Origin of the sequence: Stenotrophomonas sp. STK16_22, from assembly GCF_051984505.1 — a bacterium.
Taxonomy (GTDB): Bacteria; Pseudomonadota; Gammaproteobacteria; order Xanthomonadales; family Xanthomonadaceae; genus Stenotrophomonas; species Stenotrophomonas maltophilia_A.
On the sequence record NZ_CP196972.1, the window covers coordinates 4,473,358 to 4,492,131 of the forward strand.

The 18,774-nt window shown below is 67.1% G+C and carries 16 protein-coding genes; 7 read left to right on the forward strand and 9 right to left on the reverse strand.

The genetic code is table 11. From position 1 onward, the window contains the following. Nucleotides 1-142: 142 nt before the first annotated feature. The 5 genes from ACSYAO_RS20685 to cyoA all read right to left on the reverse strand — a co-directional run bounded on the left by ACSYAO_RS20685 (nucleotide 143) and on the right by cyoA (nucleotide 4,810). A complete protein-coding gene (locus ACSYAO_RS20685; protein WP_049461714.1) occupies nucleotides 143-814 on the reverse strand; it encodes an SCO family protein in 672 nt (223 codons plus the stop codon). 142 nt (nucleotides 815-956) lie between these two features. Then, entirely contained in the window at nucleotides 957-1,289 is a 333-nt protein-coding gene (cyoD, locus tag ACSYAO_RS20690) for a cytochrome o ubiquinol oxidase subunit IV (RefSeq protein WP_006399830.1), read from the reverse strand. 1 nt (nucleotide 1,290) lies between these two features. Then, nucleotides 1,291-1,926 carry a cytochrome o ubiquinol oxidase subunit III gene (gene cyoC, locus ACSYAO_RS20695; protein WP_440566239.1) on the reverse strand — a complete coding sequence of 212 codons (636 nt, stop codon included), beginning with the start codon at nucleotides 1,924-1,926 and terminating at the stop codon, nucleotides 1,291-1,293. Further along, nucleotides 1,923-3,899 carry a cytochrome o ubiquinol oxidase subunit I gene (gene cyoB, locus ACSYAO_RS20700; RefSeq protein ID WP_006474876.1) on the reverse strand — a complete coding sequence of 659 codons (1,977 nt, stop codon included), beginning with the start codon at nucleotides 3,897-3,899 and terminating at the stop codon, nucleotides 1,923-1,925. The genes cyoC and cyoB overlap by 4 nt, the downstream gene beginning before the upstream one ends. Before the next feature lie 5 nt (nucleotides 3,900-3,904). After that, on the reverse strand, nucleotides 3,905-4,810 hold the full coding sequence (gene cyoA / locus ACSYAO_RS20705; RefSeq protein ID WP_032127101.1) for a ubiquinol oxidase subunit II: 906 nt from the start codon (nucleotides 4,808-4,810) through the stop codon (nucleotides 3,905-3,907). A gap of 183 nt (nucleotides 4,811-4,993) precedes the next feature. Here cyoA and ACSYAO_RS20710 point away from each other — a divergent pair, with 183 nt between their 5' ends. The 4 genes from ACSYAO_RS20710 to ACSYAO_RS20725 are packed head-to-tail and all read left to right on the forward strand — an operon-like array spanning nucleotide 4,994 to nucleotide 8,866. Further along, nucleotides 4,994-6,409: an aminotransferase-like domain-containing protein gene (locus ACSYAO_RS20710; RefSeq protein ID WP_149908931.1), complete on the forward strand. Its 1,416-nt coding sequence runs from the start codon at nucleotides 4,994-4,996 to the stop codon at nucleotides 6,407-6,409. A gap of 55 nt (nucleotides 6,410-6,464) precedes the next feature. Then, entirely contained in the window at nucleotides 6,465-6,743 is a 279-nt protein-coding gene (locus ACSYAO_RS20715) for a hypothetical protein (protein WP_019336318.1), read from the forward strand. Then, the gene (locus ACSYAO_RS20720) at nucleotides 6,743-7,342 is read left to right on the forward strand and encodes a DUF6436 domain-containing protein (protein WP_012481503.1); all 600 of its coding nucleotides are present in this window, start codon (nucleotides 6,743-6,745) and stop codon (nucleotides 7,340-7,342) included. The genes ACSYAO_RS20715 and ACSYAO_RS20720 overlap by 1 nt, the downstream gene beginning before the upstream one ends. A 9-nt stretch (nucleotides 7,343-7,351) precedes the next feature. After that, the gene (locus ACSYAO_RS20725; protein ID WP_049461711.1) at nucleotides 7,352-8,866 is read left to right on the forward strand and encodes an aminotransferase-like domain-containing protein; all 1,515 of its coding nucleotides are present in this window, start codon (nucleotides 7,352-7,354) and stop codon (nucleotides 8,864-8,866) included. A gap of 87 nt (nucleotides 8,867-8,953) precedes the next feature. On the opposite strand, the gene ACSYAO_RS20730 is transcribed toward ACSYAO_RS20725, so the two are convergent. Further along, nucleotides 8,954-10,255, reverse strand: a complete 1,302-nt coding sequence (locus ACSYAO_RS20730; protein ID WP_049461710.1) for an aminotransferase class V-fold PLP-dependent enzyme — start codon at nucleotides 10,253-10,255, stop codon at nucleotides 8,954-8,956. Further along, the gene (locus tag ACSYAO_RS20735; protein ID WP_080356507.1) at nucleotides 10,255-12,657 is read right to left on the reverse strand and encodes a TonB-dependent receptor plug domain-containing protein; all 2,403 of its coding nucleotides are present in this window, start codon (nucleotides 12,655-12,657) and stop codon (nucleotides 10,255-10,257) included. Before ACSYAO_RS20735 ends, ACSYAO_RS20730 begins: the two co-directional genes overlap by 1 nt. Before the next feature lie 201 nt (nucleotides 12,658-12,858). On the opposite strand from ACSYAO_RS20735, the gene ACSYAO_RS20740 reads away from it, so the two are divergent. Genes ACSYAO_RS20740 through ACSYAO_RS20750 form a run of 3 tightly spaced genes read left to right on the forward strand, consistent with a single transcriptional unit; the run spans nucleotide 12,859 to nucleotide 15,505 of the window. Continuing rightward, a complete protein-coding gene (locus tag ACSYAO_RS20740; protein ID WP_049461709.1) occupies nucleotides 12,859-13,686 on the forward strand; it encodes an AraC family transcriptional regulator in 828 nt (275 codons plus the stop codon). Between the two features lie 13 nt (nucleotides 13,687-13,699). Beyond that, complete coding sequence (locus ACSYAO_RS20745) at nucleotides 13,700-14,779, forward strand: alpha/beta hydrolase family protein (protein WP_149908932.1); 1,080 nt, start codon at nucleotides 13,700-13,702, stop codon at nucleotides 14,777-14,779. A gap of 54 nt (nucleotides 14,780-14,833) precedes the next feature. Continuing rightward, entirely contained in the window at nucleotides 14,834-15,505 is a 672-nt protein-coding gene (locus tag ACSYAO_RS20750; RefSeq protein ID WP_049461707.1) for a VOC family protein, read from the forward strand. Between the two features lie 3 nt (nucleotides 15,506-15,508). Here ACSYAO_RS20750 and ACSYAO_RS20755 read toward each other — a convergent pair whose 3' ends face one another. Together ACSYAO_RS20755 and ACSYAO_RS20760 are read right to left on the reverse strand one after the other, a co-directional pair. Continuing rightward, nucleotides 15,509-16,849 (reverse strand): TPM domain-containing protein, encoded by a 1,341-nt coding sequence (locus tag ACSYAO_RS20755; RefSeq protein WP_223224683.1) that lies wholly within the window; start codon nucleotides 16,847-16,849, stop codon nucleotides 15,509-15,511. 68 nt (nucleotides 16,850-16,917) lie between these two features. Next, nucleotides 16,918-18,756, reverse strand: coding sequence for a M3 family metallopeptidase (locus ACSYAO_RS20760; protein WP_049461706.1), 1,839 nt, complete (start codon nucleotides 18,754-18,756; stop codon nucleotides 16,918-16,920). Nucleotides 18,757-18,774 lie beyond the last annotated feature (18 nt).

The window sequence follows — 18,774 nt, forward strand, 5'->3', positions numbered from 1 at the left end:
CGGTCGGGGGATTGGTGTGTGGGGGTGTGCCGACCAACGGTCGGCACCCACCAGATTCATTCACCGCGTGTCGACCAAGGTCGACACCTACCGGGGCAGCGGGCGCGACGAACAGGCGGCATCAGCCGGGCATGGCCCAGGATTACCCGGCGGCGAGCGTGTCGCTTTGCTTGAGGTGGCAGCTGGCCAGCGGGCCGTTGCCGGCGGCCGGATGGCCAGGCTCGAGCAGCAGGCGCTGCACGTCCGAGAACAGCTTGTCCACCGGCATGCCATAGGGCGCGAACAGGCGCAGACGGCCCTGGCGATCAAACACGTAGCCGCCGGCGATGTGGCTCATGGTGTAGGTGTCCGGCACCGGGCCGGGTTCCTTTTCGTAGAACGCCTTGAAGTCGCTGGCCATCGCGGCCAGTTGCGCTTCGTTGCCGACCAGTGCGATCGCCTTGGGGTCGAACGCTTCCACATAGGTGCGGGCGACTTCGGGCGTGTCGCGTGCGGGATCGACACTGACGAACACTACCTGCAGCTGGTCGGCATCCTTGCCCATCAGGTGCTTGACCTGGCTGAGCTCGACCATGGTGGTCGGGCACACGTCCGGGCAGCTGGTGAAGCCGAAGAACAGATAGGTCACCTGTCCCTGCAGGTCCTTCGGGCCACGCACGGTGCCGTGGCTGTCGGGCATCGACCACTGCTGGCCGAGTTCTTCGCAGGCGATGTCCTTGGAATAGAAGTCCATGCGCGACTGCGCACTGCAGCCGGCCAGCAGGCCGACGGCCAGGCCTGCCAGCAGCGGCAGGCGGAAACGGGGAGAGAACAACGAACGGGCAACAGCAGCAGGACGCTTCACGGGTACCACCAACGCAGACGCGGGCGGGGTCTCGGTCAGGCCTGCCCTTGGGGGAAAGAGGACGGAGGTGCCGGGGTGATCGCGCGGTCCATGCCGATCACCCCGGCCACGGTCAGTTGATCATCATGTGGTAGTGCATGCTCCAGATGATCCAGACCGACAGTGCGACGACGATGAACAGGATCACCAGGGTGAACACGAAGCTGGCCAGGTTCCAGCCGCCTTCGGACTTGCGGTCCATGTGCAGGAAATAGACCAGCTGCACCAGGATCTGCGCCACCGCGAAGCCGACCAGCAGGAACAGCGTGAGCGGCCGCGACAGCACCGGGTTCATCACCAGCGCGAACGGCACCACGGTCAGCAGCGCGCACAGCACGAAGCCGATCAGGTAGGACTTGGTGGAGCCGTGCGCATTGCCGGCGCGCGAGGTTTCGACGTGGGCCATGTCAGAAGGCTCCGATCAGGTAGACGAAGGTGAAGACGCAGATCCACACCAGGTCCAGGAAGTGCCAGAACAGGCTCAGGCACGACACGCGGGTGATGTTGGTCGGGGTCAGGCCGCGGCGGTAGACCTGGTGCATGACCACCGCCATCCAGATCAGGCCGCTGGCCACGTGCAGGCCGTGGGTGGCGACCAGCGCGAAGAACGCCGACAGGTAGGCACTGGTGCTGGGGCCCGCGCCTTCGTGGATCAGGTGCGAGAACTCGTAGATCTCCATGCCGATGAACGAGGCACCGAGCACGAAGGTCACGCCCAGCCAGCGCAGCACTGCCGAGGTGTCGTGACGATGCATCGCCAGCACGGCCTGGCCGTAGGTGATGCTGGAAACCAGCAGCAGGAAGGTCTCGGCCATCACGAACGGCAGCGAGAACAGCTCCTTGCCGGTGGGGCCGCCGGCGTAGGCGGTGCTGAGCACCGCGTACGAGGCGAACAACGAACCGAACAGCACCAGGTCGGACATGAGGTAGACCCACATGCCGAACACCTTCATGCCGCCCCGTTCGTGGCCGTGGTCGTGTTCGTGGTGGTCCTCGTGCGCCTGCGTGTCGCTGGCCAGCTCGGGGCGGGTCAACAGGTTCATGCGCGTACCTCCTTCAGCTTGGCAAGGTTGGCCGCTTCGGTGCGCGCCACCTCTTCGGAACTGACGTAGTAGTCCACGTCCTCGTCATAGGACCGCACGATCAGGGTCACGATCATCGCGATGAAGCTGGCCGCGGCCATCCACCAGATGTGCCAGACCAGGGCGAAGCACAACACCAGGATCCAGATGTTGAGGATCAGCGGCACGCCGGTGTTCTTCGGCATGTGGATCGGTGCGTACTTCTTCGGCGGCGGCGGCAGGCCGCGCTTCTTCGCTTCGTGGAAGGCATCCAGCTCATCGGCCTTGGGCACCACGGCGAAGTTGTAGAACGGCGGCGGCGACGGCGTGGCCCATTCCAGCGTGCGTGCGTTCCACGGGTCGCCGGTCAGGTCCAGGTTGCGCTTGCGGTCGCGCACGCTCACGTAGATCTGCACCAGCATCAGGATGATGCCCGCGAACACGAACAGTGCACCGATGAAGGCGGCGATCAGGTACGGCGTCCACGCCGGGTTGTCGTACTGGTTCATGCGGCGGGTCATGCCCATGAAGCCGAGCATGTACAGCGGCATGAAGGCCAGGTAGAAACCGATCACCCAGCAGGCGAACGACCACTTGCCCAGGCGCTCGTTGAGGGTGAAGCCGAACACCTTCGGGAACCAGTAGGCGAAGCCGGCCAGGTAGCCGAACAGCGCGCCGCCGATGATGGTGTTGTGGAAGTGCGCGACCAGGAACAGGCTGTTGTGCAGCAGGAAGTCCGCGCCCGGAATGGCCAGCAGCACGCCGGTCATGCCACCGATGGTGAAGGTGACCAGGAAGGCGATGGTCCACAGCATCGGCACGCTGAACTCAACGCGACCGCCGTACATGGTGAACAGCCAGGTGAAGATCTTCACGCCGGTGGGAATGGCGATGATCATCGTCATGATGCCGAAGAAGGCATTGACGCTGGCACCGGAGCCCATGGTGAAGAAGTGGTGCAGCCAGACGATGAACGACAGGATGCCGATCGCCAGGGTGGCGCCCACCATCGACTTGTAGCCGAACAGCTTCTTGCGCGCGAACGTGGCGGTCACTTCAGAGAAGATGCCGAACGCCGGCAGCACCAGGATGTACACCTCCGGGTGGCCCCAGGCCCACACCAGGTTCACGTACATCATCGGGTTGCCACCCAACGTGTTGGTGTAGAAGTTGAAGTCCAGGTAGCGGTCCAGGGTGAGCGCACCCAGCGCCACGGTCAGGATCGGGAAGGCGGCGATGATGATCACGCTGGTGACCAGCACGGTCCAGGTGAACACCGGCATCTTCATCAGGGTCATGCCCGGCGCACGCATGCGCAGGATGGTGATGAACAGGTTGACGCCGGTCAGCAAGGTGCCGATGCCCGAAGCCTGCAACGCCCAGATGTAGTAATCAACACCGACCCCTGGACTGAACTCGATGCCCGACAGCGGCGGATAGGCTACCCAGCCGGTCATGGCGAATTCGCCAACGCCCAGCGAGATCATCATCAGCGCAGCGCCGACCACGAAGATCCAGAAGCTGAAGGCGTTGAGGAACGGGAACGCCATGTCGCGCGCGCCGATCTGCAGCGGCACGATGATGTTCATCAGGCCGACCACGAACGGGGTGGCCACGAAGAAGATCATGATCACGCCGTGCGCGGTGAAGATCTGGTCGTAGTGCTCAGGTGGCAGGAAGCCGTCACTGCCCGGGCCAGCCGCCGCCAGCTGCGCGCGCATCATCAGCGCATCGGCAAAGCCGCGCACCAGCATGACCAGCGCTACCACCACGTACATGATGCCGATCTTCTTGTGGTCCACGGTGGTGAACCAGTCACGCCACAGCGGGCCCCACAGCTTGAAGTACGTCACCGCGCCGAGCAGCGCGAGGCCACCCAGCACCATGGCCGCCAATGTGACCACGACGATCGGCTCGTGCAGCGGCACGGCCTCCCACGTCAATTTACCCAACATGTTCGTTACTCCTGGGAAACCTGGGCACCGCCGGCAGCGCCCGCCGGGGTCGCAGCAGCGGTGTTCTCACCAACGCCGATGAACTGGTCGATGACCTTCTTGAACAGCAGTGGTTCAACACTGGAGAAGTGCTGCACCGGTGCGTTCTTCGACGGTGCGGCCAGCGCCTTGAACTGCGTGAAGCTGAGCGCGTCCGGCGCGCTGCGCACCTCGGTCACCCAGCGCTCGAACTCTTCGTTGCTGCTGGCGGTGGCGATGAACTTCATGTTCGAGAAGCCATGCCCGCTGTAGTTGCCGGACATGCCACGGAACTGGCCGGGCTCGTTGGCGATCAGGTGCAGCTGCGTGCGCATGCCGGCCATCGCGTAGATCTGCCCACCCAGCTGCGGGATGAAGAAGGTATTCATCGTCGAGTTGGAGGTGATGTTGAACGCCAGCGGACGGTCGACCGGGAAGTTGAGCTGGTTGACCGTGGCGATGCCGAGGTCCGGATACACGAACACCCACTTCCAGTCGGTGGCGATCACGTCCACGTGCAGCGGCTCACCGGCCACGTCCAGCGGCTTGTAGGGGTCCAGCTCGTGGGTGGACTTCCACACGATCACCGCCAGCACCGCGATGATGATCAGCGGCACGCCCCAGACCACGATCTCCACCTTGGTGGAGTGCGACCAGTCAGGCATGTATTTGGCTTTGGTATTGCCGGCGCGGTAGCGCCAGGCGAACACGAAGGTCAGCACGATGGCCGGTATCACCACGATCAGCATCAGGCCGATGCAGATCAGGATCAGGTCGCGCTGGGCGAGCCCGACCATGCCCTTCGAATCCAGCAGCACCCAGTCACAGCCCGACAGGCCGACGCAGGCCAGGGCGACCAGCGCCAGGCGGATGCGGTTCCAGCAGATATTCATTGGAGGTCAACCCTGTTGAAGAAGCGCGCTTGACCGGCTCGCCTGCGCGCAGCGCCCGGGCGTGGAGCGGCTACACTGTGGGTACGAGGTCGCCTACAAGTAGGCGAACCACTCCAATCAAGCCCATACAAGATACATCATTGTATGGACTTGTGCATCTGTACGTATGGAAAAAACTGACCGATGACGCCCCCTGCCGCCGGCCGCCGCCTGAAACACCCCAATCGCACCTGGGTTCGCCCCTTCCGCGAGGGCGCCGGCCCGCTGTACCTGCAGATTGCCCAGCAGGTGCGCGAGGCGGTGGATGACGGCGTGCTGCGCCCGGGCGACCGCCTGCCGCCGCAGCGCGACCTGGCCCAGCAGGTGGGCGTGGACCTGACCACGGTCACCCGTGCCTTCGCCGAGCTGCGCCAGGCCGGCCTGCTCGACGCCCAAGGCGCTGGCGGTACCTTCATCGCGCTGTCGGCCGGCAACCGCAGCACCTCGGTGGACCTGAGCATGAACATCCCGCCGCTGCTGGGCAGCGCGCCGTTCGCACAGGGCATGGAGGCCGGTTTCCAGCACGTGGGCCAGCAGCTGGGCCAGGGCGAACTGATGAGCTACCACGTCGGCGCCGGCACCCGCGAGGACCGCGCCGCCGCTGTGCAGTGGCTGTCACCGATGCTGGGGACGGTCGGTGCCGACCAGGTGGTGATCTGCCCCGGTGCGCAGACCGCACTGTGCGCGCTGATCCTGGCCCGCACCCAGCCGGGCGAGCTGATTGCCGCCGAGCAGCTGACCTACCCGGGCCTGCTGGCCGCCGCGCGCGTGCTGCAGCGGGGCGTGGTGCCGGTGGCGATGGACGCCGAAGGCATGCTCCCCGACGCACTGGAGGAGGCCTGCCAGCTACGCCGCCCGCGCCTGCTGTACCTGGTGCCGACCATCCAGAACCCGACCACGGCGACGATGTCGGCACAACGCAGGCAGGCCCTGCTGGCGGTCGCGAAGCGCCACGATCTGACCGTGATCGAAGACGATCCCTACTGGTTGCTGGCCGGAGACGCCGCGCCGCCGCTGGCCGCCCACCGCGATGCGGGCTGCGCGGTCTATTACATCTCCACCCTGTCCAAGTGCCTGGCGCCGGGCCTGCGCACCGCCTACCTGGTGGTGCCGGCCGGCGAGCCGATGGAACCGGTGCTGGATGCGCTGCGCGCAATCGCGCTGATGCCGACCCAATCGATGGTGGCGGTGGCCTCGCAGTGGATCCGCAGCGGCCAGGCCCAGGACATGGTGCAGCGCTTCCAGCAGGAACTGCGCGAGCGCCAGGCCATTGCCGCCCGTTGCCTGCCGGCCCGTGCCCAGGCGCATCCGGCCGGCCTGCATGTGTGGCTGCCGCTGCCGCCGCGGCTCGACCAGTACCGGTTGATCCAGGCCGCACAGGAGCAGGGGCTGGGCATTGCCAGCTCCGATGCCTTCAGCGTGGAAGAACCGCCACCGGGCAACGCGATCCGCCTGTCGTTGGGCGGCGCGGTCGACCAGGGCGCGCTGGCCGGGGCGCTGGCCAAGCTGAACGAGATCCTGTCCGAGGCCCCCGAGGCACGCCACAACGCCATCGTCTGAACGGGGCGCATGGCGCTTTATCCATACAAGATGATATTTTGTATGCAATGTATGGATGAAGGGACGTGCATCGATGCGCGCCGAGAAACTGAAATTCCACCTGGTGATGGCCGGGTGCGGTGGCTTTGTGGTGTTGATGCTGGCCGCGCTGGCCTGGGTCTGCCTGCAGCCGCAGACCGTGGATGTGCAGGCCGCCGAACGCCACGCCATCGAGCAGTGCTTGCAGCGCAGCGAGGATCCGTCGCGTAGCGAGATCCAGCGCCGCGCGCAGGCCGATTCCTGCCGCGAGATGCGCAAGCAGTACGTGCACAAGTTCGGCCGGGAAGATTCCTGATGGGCGCAGCCGCGCCTCGTCGCCGCTGGCTGCTGCCGACGATGATCGCCCTCGCCTGCCTGTTCATGGCCGGCGTCGCGGCTGCGTTGTGGCAGTACTTCGGCTACAGCGCGCAGTCCACCTTCACCGAACAGGCCATCGTCTTCGACGATTCGCAGCTGCGCCTGCCGGCCGATCTGGCCGGTGATACCGGCCGCATCCGCGTGGTGCATTTCTGGGACCCGGCCTGCGGCGTGTGCAACCGCGAAACCGGTGCGCACCTGAGCTACCTGATCAGCATGTACCGCCGCGCCGGCATCGACTTCTATGCCATCCGCCGCCCGGGTACGCAGGGCGAGCTGCCCGAGCCACTGCGCAACAAGGTGATCAACCTGCCGACCATCGACGGCATCGAACACATTCCGGCCAGCCCCGCCGTAGCCATCTGGGATCGCCAGGGCCACCTCGCCTACGCAGGACCGTACAGCATCGGCATGGTGTGCAACTCGGCCAACAGCTTCGTCGAACCGCTGCTGGACAGACTGGTGCGCGGCGAGACCGTGCGCCCGAAAGGACTGCTTGCCGTGGGCTGCTACTGCCCCTGGCAGGCCAAGCGCTGAGGACGCGCAATGACATCACTGACGCTGGCCGGCGTGGCCGCCGCAAACAACAACGGCGGTCACCTGTCCGAACCGACCGATGGTTATGGACAGGCTCCCGCCGTTGGAAGCAACGATACGCCCCGACATGCTCCGTACATGCCGCGACCGGATGTCGCAGCCCGCGAATGGGTGCAGGACGTACTCGCGCACAGCGGGCCGATCTACCTGCGCATCGTCAACTCGCTGGAACGCACGGTGCGCCGCGGTGGTCTCGCACCGGGACAACGCCTGCCTTCGCAACGCGCGTTGGCGCAGCAGCTCGGTATCGACCTGACCACGGTCACCCGCGCCTTCGATGAAGCACGCAAGCGTGGCCTGATCGAAGCGCGTGGACCACAGGGCAGTTTCATCGCACCGCCCAAGGCCGGCTTCGACCAGGTGGTGGACCTGAGCATGAACGTGCCGCCGGTGCCCGATGCCGATGCGCTGGCCGAGACGCTGCGCCGCGGTGCCGCCGCCGTACTCGCACGCAGCAACGCACCGAACCTGATGACCTATCACCTGGGCGGTGGCAACCCCACCGACCGCCACGCAGCGGCGCGCTGGCTGCAGCCGATGCTGGGAAAGGTGGACGATGCCTGCCTGCTGCTGACCGAAGGTGCACAGGTGGCGCTGGCGTCGATCCTGGTCAGCCAGGGACGCGACGACGACGCGATCCTCTGCGACGCGCTGGTCTATCCGGGCCTGCTGCAGGCCGCTGCCGCACTGGGCCGGCGCCTGCTGCCGGTGGACAGCGACGAACACGGCATGTGCCCCGATGCACTGGCGCGGCTGGCACGCGAAAGCGGTGCGCGGTTGGTCTATCTCAATCCCACCTGCCAGAACCCGACCGCACTGACCCTGCCGCTGCATCGGCGCGAAGCGATGGCGCGCGTGCTGGAAAGCGAAGGCCTGCTGGCGATCGAAGACGATCCGTACTGGCACCTCGCCGAGGAGGCGCCGATACCGCTGGCAACGCTGGCACCGCGTCATGTGTTCTACGTGGCGACACTGTCGAAGGTGATCAGCCCCGGCCTGCGCACCGCCTTCGTGCGTTGTCCGAGCGCGGCGCATGCCGAGGCGATGACGGCCGCACTGCGAGCAACGCGGTTGATGGGCCATCCGCTGGTCTCGGCGCTGGCCAGCCAACTGCTGCTGGATGGTTCGGCGCAGTCACTGCTGGCGCAGGTGCGCACCGAGGCGCGCGAGCGCATGCGCATGGCGCGCTACCTGCTGGCGCCATCGCTGCTGCAGCGGGCAGAGGGCCTGCATGCGTGGTGCCGGATACCCGCGCCGTGGACCGACGCCACGCTGGTGCGTACCGCACAGCTGCAGGGGCTGGCGATTGCGCCGTCATCGGCGTTCTGCCTGCCGGGGGTACAGCATCAGAACGGGGTGCGGTTGTCGCTGGGGCTGGCGGCGGATCGCCGGCAGCTGGAAAGTGCGCTGCGGCGGATTGATCGGTTGTTGTTGTCGGATGCGTTGCCGGCGATCGAGCGGTAGGCCTGGTAGTGCCGGCCGCTGGCCGGCGGAAGATTCCCCGGCACGGACGGAATGTGCCAACCAAGGTTGGCACCCACCAAAGCAGAGTCAGGCCAGGGCGGAGAGCGCCTGCACCAGCGCGTCCATCTGCTCCGGCCGGGTGAACACCGACGGCGTCACCCGCACGCAGGCGCCGGAGTCCAAACCGTCACGATGCGTGGTGAACACGCGATGCTCATCCAGCAGGCGCTTCTGCAGCGCGATGTTGTCGGCCACGCTGGTACGCCCGCGCAGGCGGAAGCTGGCCAATGCACTCGCCAACGCCGGATCCGGTGAGGACAGCACTTCGATATGTGCCATCTGCCGCGCCGGTACCGTCCAGCGCTCGCGCAGGTAACGCAGGCGCGCCTGCTTGTTGGCTACGCCGATACGCTGGTGCAGGGAAATCGCTTCCGGCAGCGCCAGGTAGGCGGCGAAGTTGACCGTACCGGTATGCACGCGGCTGCCCACGCGGCCGTCGTCGGTCTCCCCCATGTACGGGTCAAGATCGGCCACACGGCCCTTGCGCACGTACATCGCGCCGACGCCGACCGGCGCACCGATCCACTTGTGCAGATTGATGCCGACGAAATCAGCCTTGAGCTGCGGCACCGCGTAGTCGATCTGGCCGAACCCATGCGCCGCATCGACGATCACGTCGATACCACGTGCACGCGCACGTTCGGCGATCTCGGCCACCGGCAGCACCAGCCCATGACGATGGCTGACCTGGGTCAGCAGCACCAGCTTCAGACGCGGCAACCGCGCGAATGCGTCCTCATACGCCTGCAGGATCTGCGCGTGGTCCGGCACCGCCGGCAGCGCGATACGCTCGACCTGCACGCCGCGACGCTGCTGCAACCAGCGCATCGCGCCGATCATGCTGTCGTAGTCGATGTCGGCATACAGCACCTGGTCGCCGGGCTGCAGGCGGTTGTAGCCGCCAATCAGGGCCAGCATCGCCTCGGTGGCACCACGGGTCAGTGCGATTTCATCAACGCCCACGCCCAGCAGCTCGGCTACCTGCCGCTGCACCGCCAGGTACTGCGCCGGGAACTCACGACGGCCGTACCAGGCGTTGCCACGATTCACTTCAGCGGTGTGCCGCTGGTAGCTCGCCAGCGTCTCGCGGCCCATTGCACCCCAGTAGCCGTTCTCCAGGTGGTTCACTTCGTCGGTGATGTCGAAGTGGCTGGCCACGGAGGCCCAATAGCCTTCATCGCGGGCCAGCACGTCCGGCGCCACGGTCGTTGCGGGAATCTGCATGGGTGCAGCGTAACGCGTGGCAGCCATGGCGGGCAGTGAAGACAGTGCGGCTGCGGCCGGCAGCAGGGTGCCGGCACGCAGCAGGGAGCGGCGCGTGCGGTCCATCAGAAGCTCAACCGGTACTGCGCGTACAGGTTGGCACCATCGGTGTCGTACGGCGCGTTGCGCGAGTAGACCAGGCCGCGGCTGGCCTGGAACACCGCCTCATCCGGATAGCGGTCGAGCACGTTGTCTGCACCCACGCGCAGGCTGTGGTGCTCGTTGATGCGATACCCCACGGCGAGGTCGAGGAAGCTCATCGCGCCGAAGCGCTGGTAGATGTCGCCCACCGCATTGCCGCTGGCGTCGGTCCAGGCACCGTAGTAGCGCATGCGTGCCATCAGCGACCAGGCGCCGATGTCCCAGCTGCCGGTCAGGCTGCCCTTGTGCTCGGGCAGGCGGTCTTCGAACAGCACGCGCTGGGTTTCGTTGGTGGCCACCGAGGTGCTGCCGTTGTCCACGCGGGTGCGGTTGTAGTTGTAGGCCAGGGTCAGCGTCATGCGACCCGCGCCGAGGTCGCGCAGGTAGTTGCCGACCACGTCCACGCCGGTGGTGGTGGTATCGAAATCGTTGGTGAAGTAGTTCACCGAGGTATAGCCCAGCGGATTGGGAGTACCAGCCGGAATGGCAAAGCTGGCCGACTGGCTGAAGCGGTCGGTGAGCTTGATCTGGTAGACGTCGACCGAACCGGACAGGCCCAGGTCGGTGCGCCAGGTCAGGCCCAGCGACGCGGTACGCGATTCCTCCGGCTTCAGCGGCCTGGCACCGAGCAGCTGGGCCAGCGGATCGTTCGGCGACAAGCGGCCACTGGTGAAGATCTGCAGCGTGCGCGTATCCAGGCCCTGGGTGGTGCTGGTGGTGTTGAGCTGCGCGGGTGTCGGTGCGCGGAAGCCGGTGGACACCGTGCCGCGCAGAGCCACGTCCGGGGTGATCGCGAGGCGTGCCGACAGTTTGCCGTCCAGCGTGCTGCCGAAGCTGGAGAAGTCCTCGTAGCGGCTGGCCGCACCGATGCTCCAGCGCTCGCCCAACGGCACTTCCATATCCACGTAGGCCGCCTTGCTGCGCTGGCTCCACTGCCCGGCCTGGCTGGCCGAGAAACCCGGTGCGCCGTTGGAATTGGCTTCCAGCCCTGCCGCCGCGCCCGGGCCCACCGCGTACGAGGCCGGATCACCGGCGCGCACCTGGTAGGTCTCCTGGCGGAACTCGCCACCGAAGGCGACGTTGATCGGCTTGGACAGCGCAGCCACATCCCACTCGTAGTTGAAGTCGGCGTTGGCGTTCTTCTCGGTCTGGGTCAGGCGGCCGAGATCGAATGCGGTCGGGCTGGCCGGGCCGAGCGAGGCGTTGATCGAATTCTTCAGGCTGTAGTCGATGGCGTTGCGGCCATACGAGGCGCTGACATCCCAGCGCAGCTTCGGCGTGATCTCGCCACGCAGGCCACCGACCAGCTGCAGGTCGTTCTGGACGTTGCCGTACTGCGGACTGAAGCCCACCGGATAGATCGAACGCAGGTTCCAGCCGGGGAAGATCGCAGTGGTGCGGTAAGCACCGGTGGTGGTGTCCGGGTTGCGCCAGTTGAAATCGCTGACGCCATCGCTGTGGCTGTACAGGCCAAAGGCATAGAGCTCCAGCGTGTCGCTGGCGTTGGCCTTCACGTTGAAGCCGACGCGGCGGCTTTCCAGTTCCGGTTGGCCCCAGCGCTGCACCGGGTTGGGCACGTCCAGATCCGGATGCGCGGCCTGGAAGGCGATCGCATCCGGGCGCTGGCGGGTGCGCGAGGTGGCGTCGGAGTTGGACGATTCGGCGAACAGAACCAGGCTGCCATAGTCACCCAGCGACCAGCCGGTGCGTGCGCTGAAATCGCGCGAGGCGCCATCGCCCTGCGCATACTGCGAATAACCAGCGGTGATCTCGGTACCCGGGCCATCCTCGAGAATGATGTTGATGACGCCGGCGATGGCATCCGAGCCGTACTGCGCCGACGCACCATCGCGCAGCACTTCGATGCGCTTGATCGCACTGGTCGGAATCTGTGCCAGGTCGGCCGCCTGCGCGCCACGGTTGCCGAGCAGCGCGCTGCGGTGGAAGCGACGACCGTTGACCAGTACCAGGGTCTGGTCCGGCGACAGGCCACGCAGCGTGGCCGGGCGCACGAACACCTGGCCGTCCGCCATCGGCAGGCGCTGCACCACGAACGACGGCACCAGCTGCGCCAGCACGTCCTTCAGGTCGGTGGATTCAACGGACTTGATATCTTCCTTGGTGAACACGTCCACCGGCGCCAACGTTTCGAACTGGGTGCGGTTGGAGGCGCGGGTGCCGGTGACCAGCATCGCGTCGAGCTGGGTGGGCGCCGCACGGCTGCCCGCCGGGGCATCGACCGCATCGGCCTCCGCTGCGATCGCGCCTCCTGCGCTGGCCATGGAAAGGGCGAGGAGGATGGAACGCGAAAGCTTCGAACGATGCACGGCAGGGCTCCGGGAGGACGCGACAGGGCCAGCACCTGCAGGGATATCGCAGGCCTGGACAAGGCGCGCAGTCTCGGCGCGATCTGTGAAGGAGCCATGACGTCAGTGCGACAGCTTGATGCCGCTGGAGCGCAAGAACTGCTAAACGCGCTGCCTGCCGATCCGCTACTGTGCCCGGCATCGGAATCGGGGAACGGCTGGATGAGCGCGGCAGGCAAGGCGTTGTGGTACATCGAAACCCATGCGGACCAGCCGTTGGCACTGGCCGATATTGCCGCTGCGGCGGGGCTGTCGCCGTTCCATCTGTCGCGCCTGTTCCAGGCCCGCACCGGCACCTCGGTGGTGCGTTATCTGCGGGGACGGCGCCTGACCGCTGCCGCGCAGCGGCTGGCCAACGGGGCGGGCGACATCCTGCAGGTGGCACTGGGCGCGGGCTACACCACCCATGCCGCGTTCACCCGCGCCTTCAGCGAACAGTTCGGGCAGACCCCGGAGCGGGTACGCGAACAAGGTACTGATGGACTGGCGCTGGTGCAGGCGATCCGCGTGGACGAGGCGCCGGCTGCCTGCGGTGAAGCGCCGCGCCTGCTCGACACGCCCGCTTTCCAGGTGGCGGGCATCGGCATGCGGCATACCCGCGACAGCGGCGGTGCGATTCCTGGGCAGTGGGCGCAGCTCAACCGCGAATGGCCGGCGCCGGCGCCGATCAGCTTCGGCGTGTGCTGCAACAATGATGACGATGGCGGCTTCGACTACATCGCCGCACTGCCGGCCAGCGCGGTGCCGAGCGTCCCTGCGCACTGGCAACGCGTGGACATTCCGCCGCGTCGCTACCTGGTGGCCTGGCACGGCGGGCACATCTCGACCATCCGCTCGACCTGGTTCTGGCTGCTGGATCACTACCTGCCCGGCTCCGGTCTCAGCCTGGCCGATGCCCCCGATCTGGAACGCTACGACATGCGTTTCGATGAGCACAGCGGCAACGGCGGCGTGGAGATCTGGCTGCCGGTGGACGAACGCCCACGCTGACAAGGAGTCGACGATGCGCATGACAGCCACTGTGATGGGAATGATGCTGATGGCCTCCGCGGGGGCCGCCAGCGCTGGCGAGCCTTGGAAAGCAGGCGAACGCCACGGCATCACCACAGTGGCCAGCGCCGCGGTGCGCGATGCGCAGCATCGCGACGCCCTGCGCTACACGGTCTGGTATCCCGCGCCCGCTGGCAGCACGGAAACCGCCCTGACCATCGGTCCGCCCGATGCGCCGCTGTTCGACGTCGGCCGCTCAGCCATGGATGCCCCGATCGCGGGCAAGCGCCTGCCGACCCTGCTGCTCTCCCACGGCAACGGCGGCAGCGCGCGCATGATGGGCTGGCTGGGCACGGCATTGGCGCGCGCCGGGTATCTGGTGATCGCGGTCGATCATCCCGGCAACAACGGCGTGGACGAGATGACCCTGCCCGGCAGCGTACTGAGCTGGTTGCGTGCGGATGACCTGCGCTCGGCACTCGCTGCAGTACAGGCCGATCCGCTGCTGGGTCCGCATGTCGACCCTGAGCGACTGGGTGTGGCCGGGTTCTCGGCCGGAGGCTACACCGCGCTGCTGGCCGCCGGTGCACGCCCCGACCTGCAGCGGCTGTTGGCCTTCTGCCGCGCGCACCCGGATGACGGCGTCTGCCGGCCACAACAGGAAACCGCCACGCACACGATGGACGCGCGTGTTGCCGCTGCGGGCTCACCCGCGATGTCTCCCTGGATCTCCCACGCCAACGACTCGCGCGCGATCCCCGGCGTGCGTGCGGCATTCCTGCTGGCACCCGCGATCGTGCAGGCGTTCGCGCCCGAGCAGCTGTCCTCGCTGAGGCAGCCAGTGTCGATCGTGCTGGGCGAGGCTGACACGGTTGCGCAACCGCAGAGCAATGGCGAGGCTGCACAGACACTGATTCCGGGCGCTGTGCTGCAGCGTCTGCCGGATGTCGGTCACTACGACTTCCTGGCGGCCTGTACAGCGGTTGGTGTGCAGAGGCTGCCCGAGCTCTGCAGCAGTTCGGTTCCGAAGGCGGACACCCACGCGCAGGCAGTGGATGCCGCGGTGCGATTCTTCGCCGAAGCACTGCGGTAGTGGCCGCCGGGCATGGCCCGGCGCTACAGTGGGCGCATCCACGGAGGATCGGCCATGCGCCTGCTTCACCTCACCCTGCCAGTGTCCGACGTCACCACCGTCGCCGCGTATTTCCACGATGTGCTGCAGCAGCGCGTGGTCGGCAATCATGTGCACATCGGCTGGAGCACGATCGAACTGCAGCCGGCGGCTGATCATCCGGTCGGTGGCGTGCACCTGGCCTTCAACGTACCGGACAACCGCTTCGGCGAGGCGATGACCTGGTTGCGTGAACGCACGCCACTGCAGCGCAATCCGGCGGGACTGGACTACTTCGCGCTGGAGAGCAGCTGGCAGTCGCAGTCGGTGTACTTCACTGGCCCTGACGGCCTGATCCTGGAACTGATCGGCCGCCGCCGCTTGCCGGCCAGTGCGCATCAGGGCGCCTTCCACGGCAGCGAGCTGAGCTGCCTGAGCGAAGTCGGCCTGCCCAGCCACGATGTCGACGCTGTGCGCGAACAGTCCAGCCTGCGGTTCGGCCTGCAACCGATCAGCCCGCCTTCGTCGCAGTTCGCGCCGATGGGCGACGACGAGGGCCTGCTGATCGTGGTCGCTGCGGATCGACGCTGGTTCCCCGAGCAGAAGGACCTGCCGAACGCGCGCGGCTTGCAGCTGCAGGTCGGCGACGTGGCCGGCCCGGGTATTGTGGAGGACGCCTCGCTCGGCTGGCGGGTGCAGGCGGCCTGAGAACTACCAGCTGCCGGACGCGCCGCCTCCGCCGCTGCGGCCGCCGCCTCCAGACCAGCTGCTGGAACTGCTCGACGACGAACTCGACGAGGACGACGAACGGGACGACGTGCGTTCGCGGGATGATGAAACCCGGCCACGTGCGCGCTCGCCCGGCAGCATGGTGAACAACCATACGAAGTACAGCAGCACGCCACACACACCGGACACGATCATTGCCAGCAGCCGTGGATCGTCACCTTCGGCACGATGGATCGCCAGCAACGCGCCCGCGGCATAGCCGAGGGTCAACAGCACCAGCACCGTCATGCGCACGATGAAGCTGCTGCGGTTCTTCTTCCAGCGTGTGCGGCAGGCCTGCACCAGCAGGAACACCATCAGGGTGACAACGCCCGCGGCGGCCTGCAGCAGCAGGTGCCGGGCCAGGCTCGGTGGCAGCTGGCCACGCAGCAGCGCCTGCACAAGGAAGAGCACGCTGAGCATCAGCATCCCGCACAGCACGATGCGCACACTTCGGCTGCGGCGCCAGCACCAGCCCAGCAGGGCCGCCACCGGCACACCCAGCGCCAGCACGAAGCACAGGCCCGGCAGCACATGGCGTGGCAGCAGCAGCGCCACGGAGAGCACGCCCGCACCCACAACAGCGGTCAACAGCATCGGGCGGCCCCAGGCCGGCAAGGTCGGCCAGGTTGGTTTTGGTGCCGATGCATTGGCGGCCAGTGCCTTGCGCCGCCGCTCCCGACGGCTGCCGCTGAAATCATCCTCGGCCTTCGCCGGCGGGAGCGGCGGCGGCGAGCGCCACAGCCCGGCCAGGAAGCCGGCCAGCAGGGTCAACGCCACCACCGAGTCTGCGCGTCGCCAGTCCGCAGGCAGCACGTTGCTGGCCGACGGTTCTTCCCATGCCGGCAGGTCCTCGCCATCGATCAGCGCCACCATGATCGTCGTGCCATCGAGCACGCCCTGGTCGACATCGCCCTCACGGAAACGCGGCACGATCGCGTTGTCGATGATGCGAGCGGCGTACGCGTCCGGTAGCGCTCCTTCCAGGCCATAGCCGGTCTGGATGCGTACGCGGCGGTCCTGCACCGCCACCAGCAACAGCACACCGTCGTCGACACCGGCGCGACCCAGCTGCCACTGATCGAACACCCGCTGTGCATAGGCCTCGATGCCTTCGCTGCCCACGCTGGGTACCACCAGCACCTGCAGCTGTGCACCTTTCCGTGCCTGCAGCTGCAGCGCCTGCCTGCGCAGGGTGGCGCGGGTTTCAGCGGACAGCGCGTTGGCAGTGTCCACCACGGGATCGTCCAGCGCCGGGACCGGGATTGCCGCCAGCGCTGCCATCGGCAGCAGGCACAGCAGCAACAGCAGCCACACGGTGGCGGCCGCCTGCTGCAAGGGGCGCGCCGGGTTCACGTACCCTGCCCTGCCTCGATCTGCGCATGCAGCGCCTGCAGCTGCGCCGCCGTCTGGTTGAACACCTGCAGATCGGCATCCACCAGGGCCGCCCAGTCAGGCGCGTGCCCCAGCAGTTGCGCCACCTGCTCGTTCGGCGCGCGGTCGAAGCCCTCGCCAAGCACGGCAAGATAGCGCTCACGGAACCCTTCGGGGTCGCGCTGGTCCTGCACGTACAGCTGCACGGCCAACAGCCCCGCATACAGGTAGTTCACCAGATAATTCGGGTCTTCATACATCAGACGCTTGCCGATCCAGGTGTTGCGCAGCTGCGGGTAGCGCTCCGGTTGCTGGCCGAAGCGCGCCAGCACCTGCCCGGTCAGCGCGTCCAGGTCATCGGCGGTGCCCAGCGTGCCGGCGGCCACGCCCCGATAGATCGACTGCTCCAGCTGCGCTTCCTCGGAAGAGGTGAACAGCTGCAGCACCATGTCGTCCAGCAGCGATTTCAGGTAATAGGCTTTGGCGCGCGGATCCTCTGCCTGCTGGTACAGCTGGTCGCGGAAGCGCAGCTCGTTGTAGATCGCGAACGCCTCGGTCAGCCACTGGCTGCCATTACGCTGCAGCGGCGACGCATGACCGCGCTGCATCCACTCGCCGTGCACGGCATGAGCGGCTTCATGGGCGATCTCGACGTCGCTTTCCAGATCACCACGGCGCAGGCCAACGAACAGCATTGCCGGCACACCGGGAGCGCTCACCGGGAACGCGTCCTGGCTGCGGTCACCACGTTCGGTGGCCAGATCCATGCGCTGGTTGGCCGGATCGAGCAGCGCGCGCAGTTCGGCGACGTACGCCGGTCCCAGGTGCTGCATGGCATCGGCGGCGTTGTCACGCAGCTGCGCCAACGTCAGCACTGGTGGCGTATAGCCGGCATCGGGCACGGTGGTATCCCAGATCTGCGGCGCGTCGATGCCGGATCGCGCAGCGTGGCGCAGCAGCATGTCCTGGTAGGCACGGCGGTCCCCGGCGTGCTGTTCGATCGCCACCAGCGTTGCATCCACTGCGGCAGTATCCAGGCCCATGCGCTGGTAGCCATATGCCGGCGCCGAGCCGTCACCCTGCAGGCGTGCGGCGGCGTCATTCACCTGCACCAGCCCCAGCAGCACCGAGGCCATCGGCTCACGGCGCGAGTGCAACCCCTGCCAGTAGCCCTTCCAGCCGGCCTCGCGCAGGGCGCGGTCGGGCTGCTGGGCCAGCAGCTGCTTGTCGCGTCCGGTGTCCCAGTGACGACCGCCGTGCTCGATCTGCGGATACTCGGCGCTGCGCAGGATCTGCCCGCGCAGGCGCGCGAAGCTGTCCAGCGCCGGATCGGCCAGTGCCTCCACGGCCTCATCCAGCGCGACGTTGGCCGGGGTGGCAGCCTCCTTCAGCGCCCGAGTGCGCAGGAAGCCATACGGTGCTGCCCACGCCGCATCTGCGGGCGCCTCGCGCAGAGCGGCGCGGCCGCTGCGGGCAATGCGGCTGCACAGCCCCATCACCTGGTCCAGCGCCTGGGCCGGACGCTGATCACGCGCATTGCGGGCGGCCTGCAGGTGCAGGTAGCTGTGATGGCGCAGGCACTGCGCCTCCAGTACCTCGGCCTGCCGGAAGCGTTCCGCGGGTGCAACGGTGGACGCCTGCTGCAGAGCCTCGACGCGCTTGCCCAGTGCGTCACGCGCGGTCTGTTCGGCGGTGGCATTGGCGAAGTAGGCGCGGTCATCGGCATGCACCGACTGTGCCTGGGCGCCGCTGAGGGAGGCTATCGCCAGCACAGCTGCGATGGCGGCGGTGGTGGTGCGCTTCCTGAAAGCCTGCATCGGCGTCTCCCTGCCTGG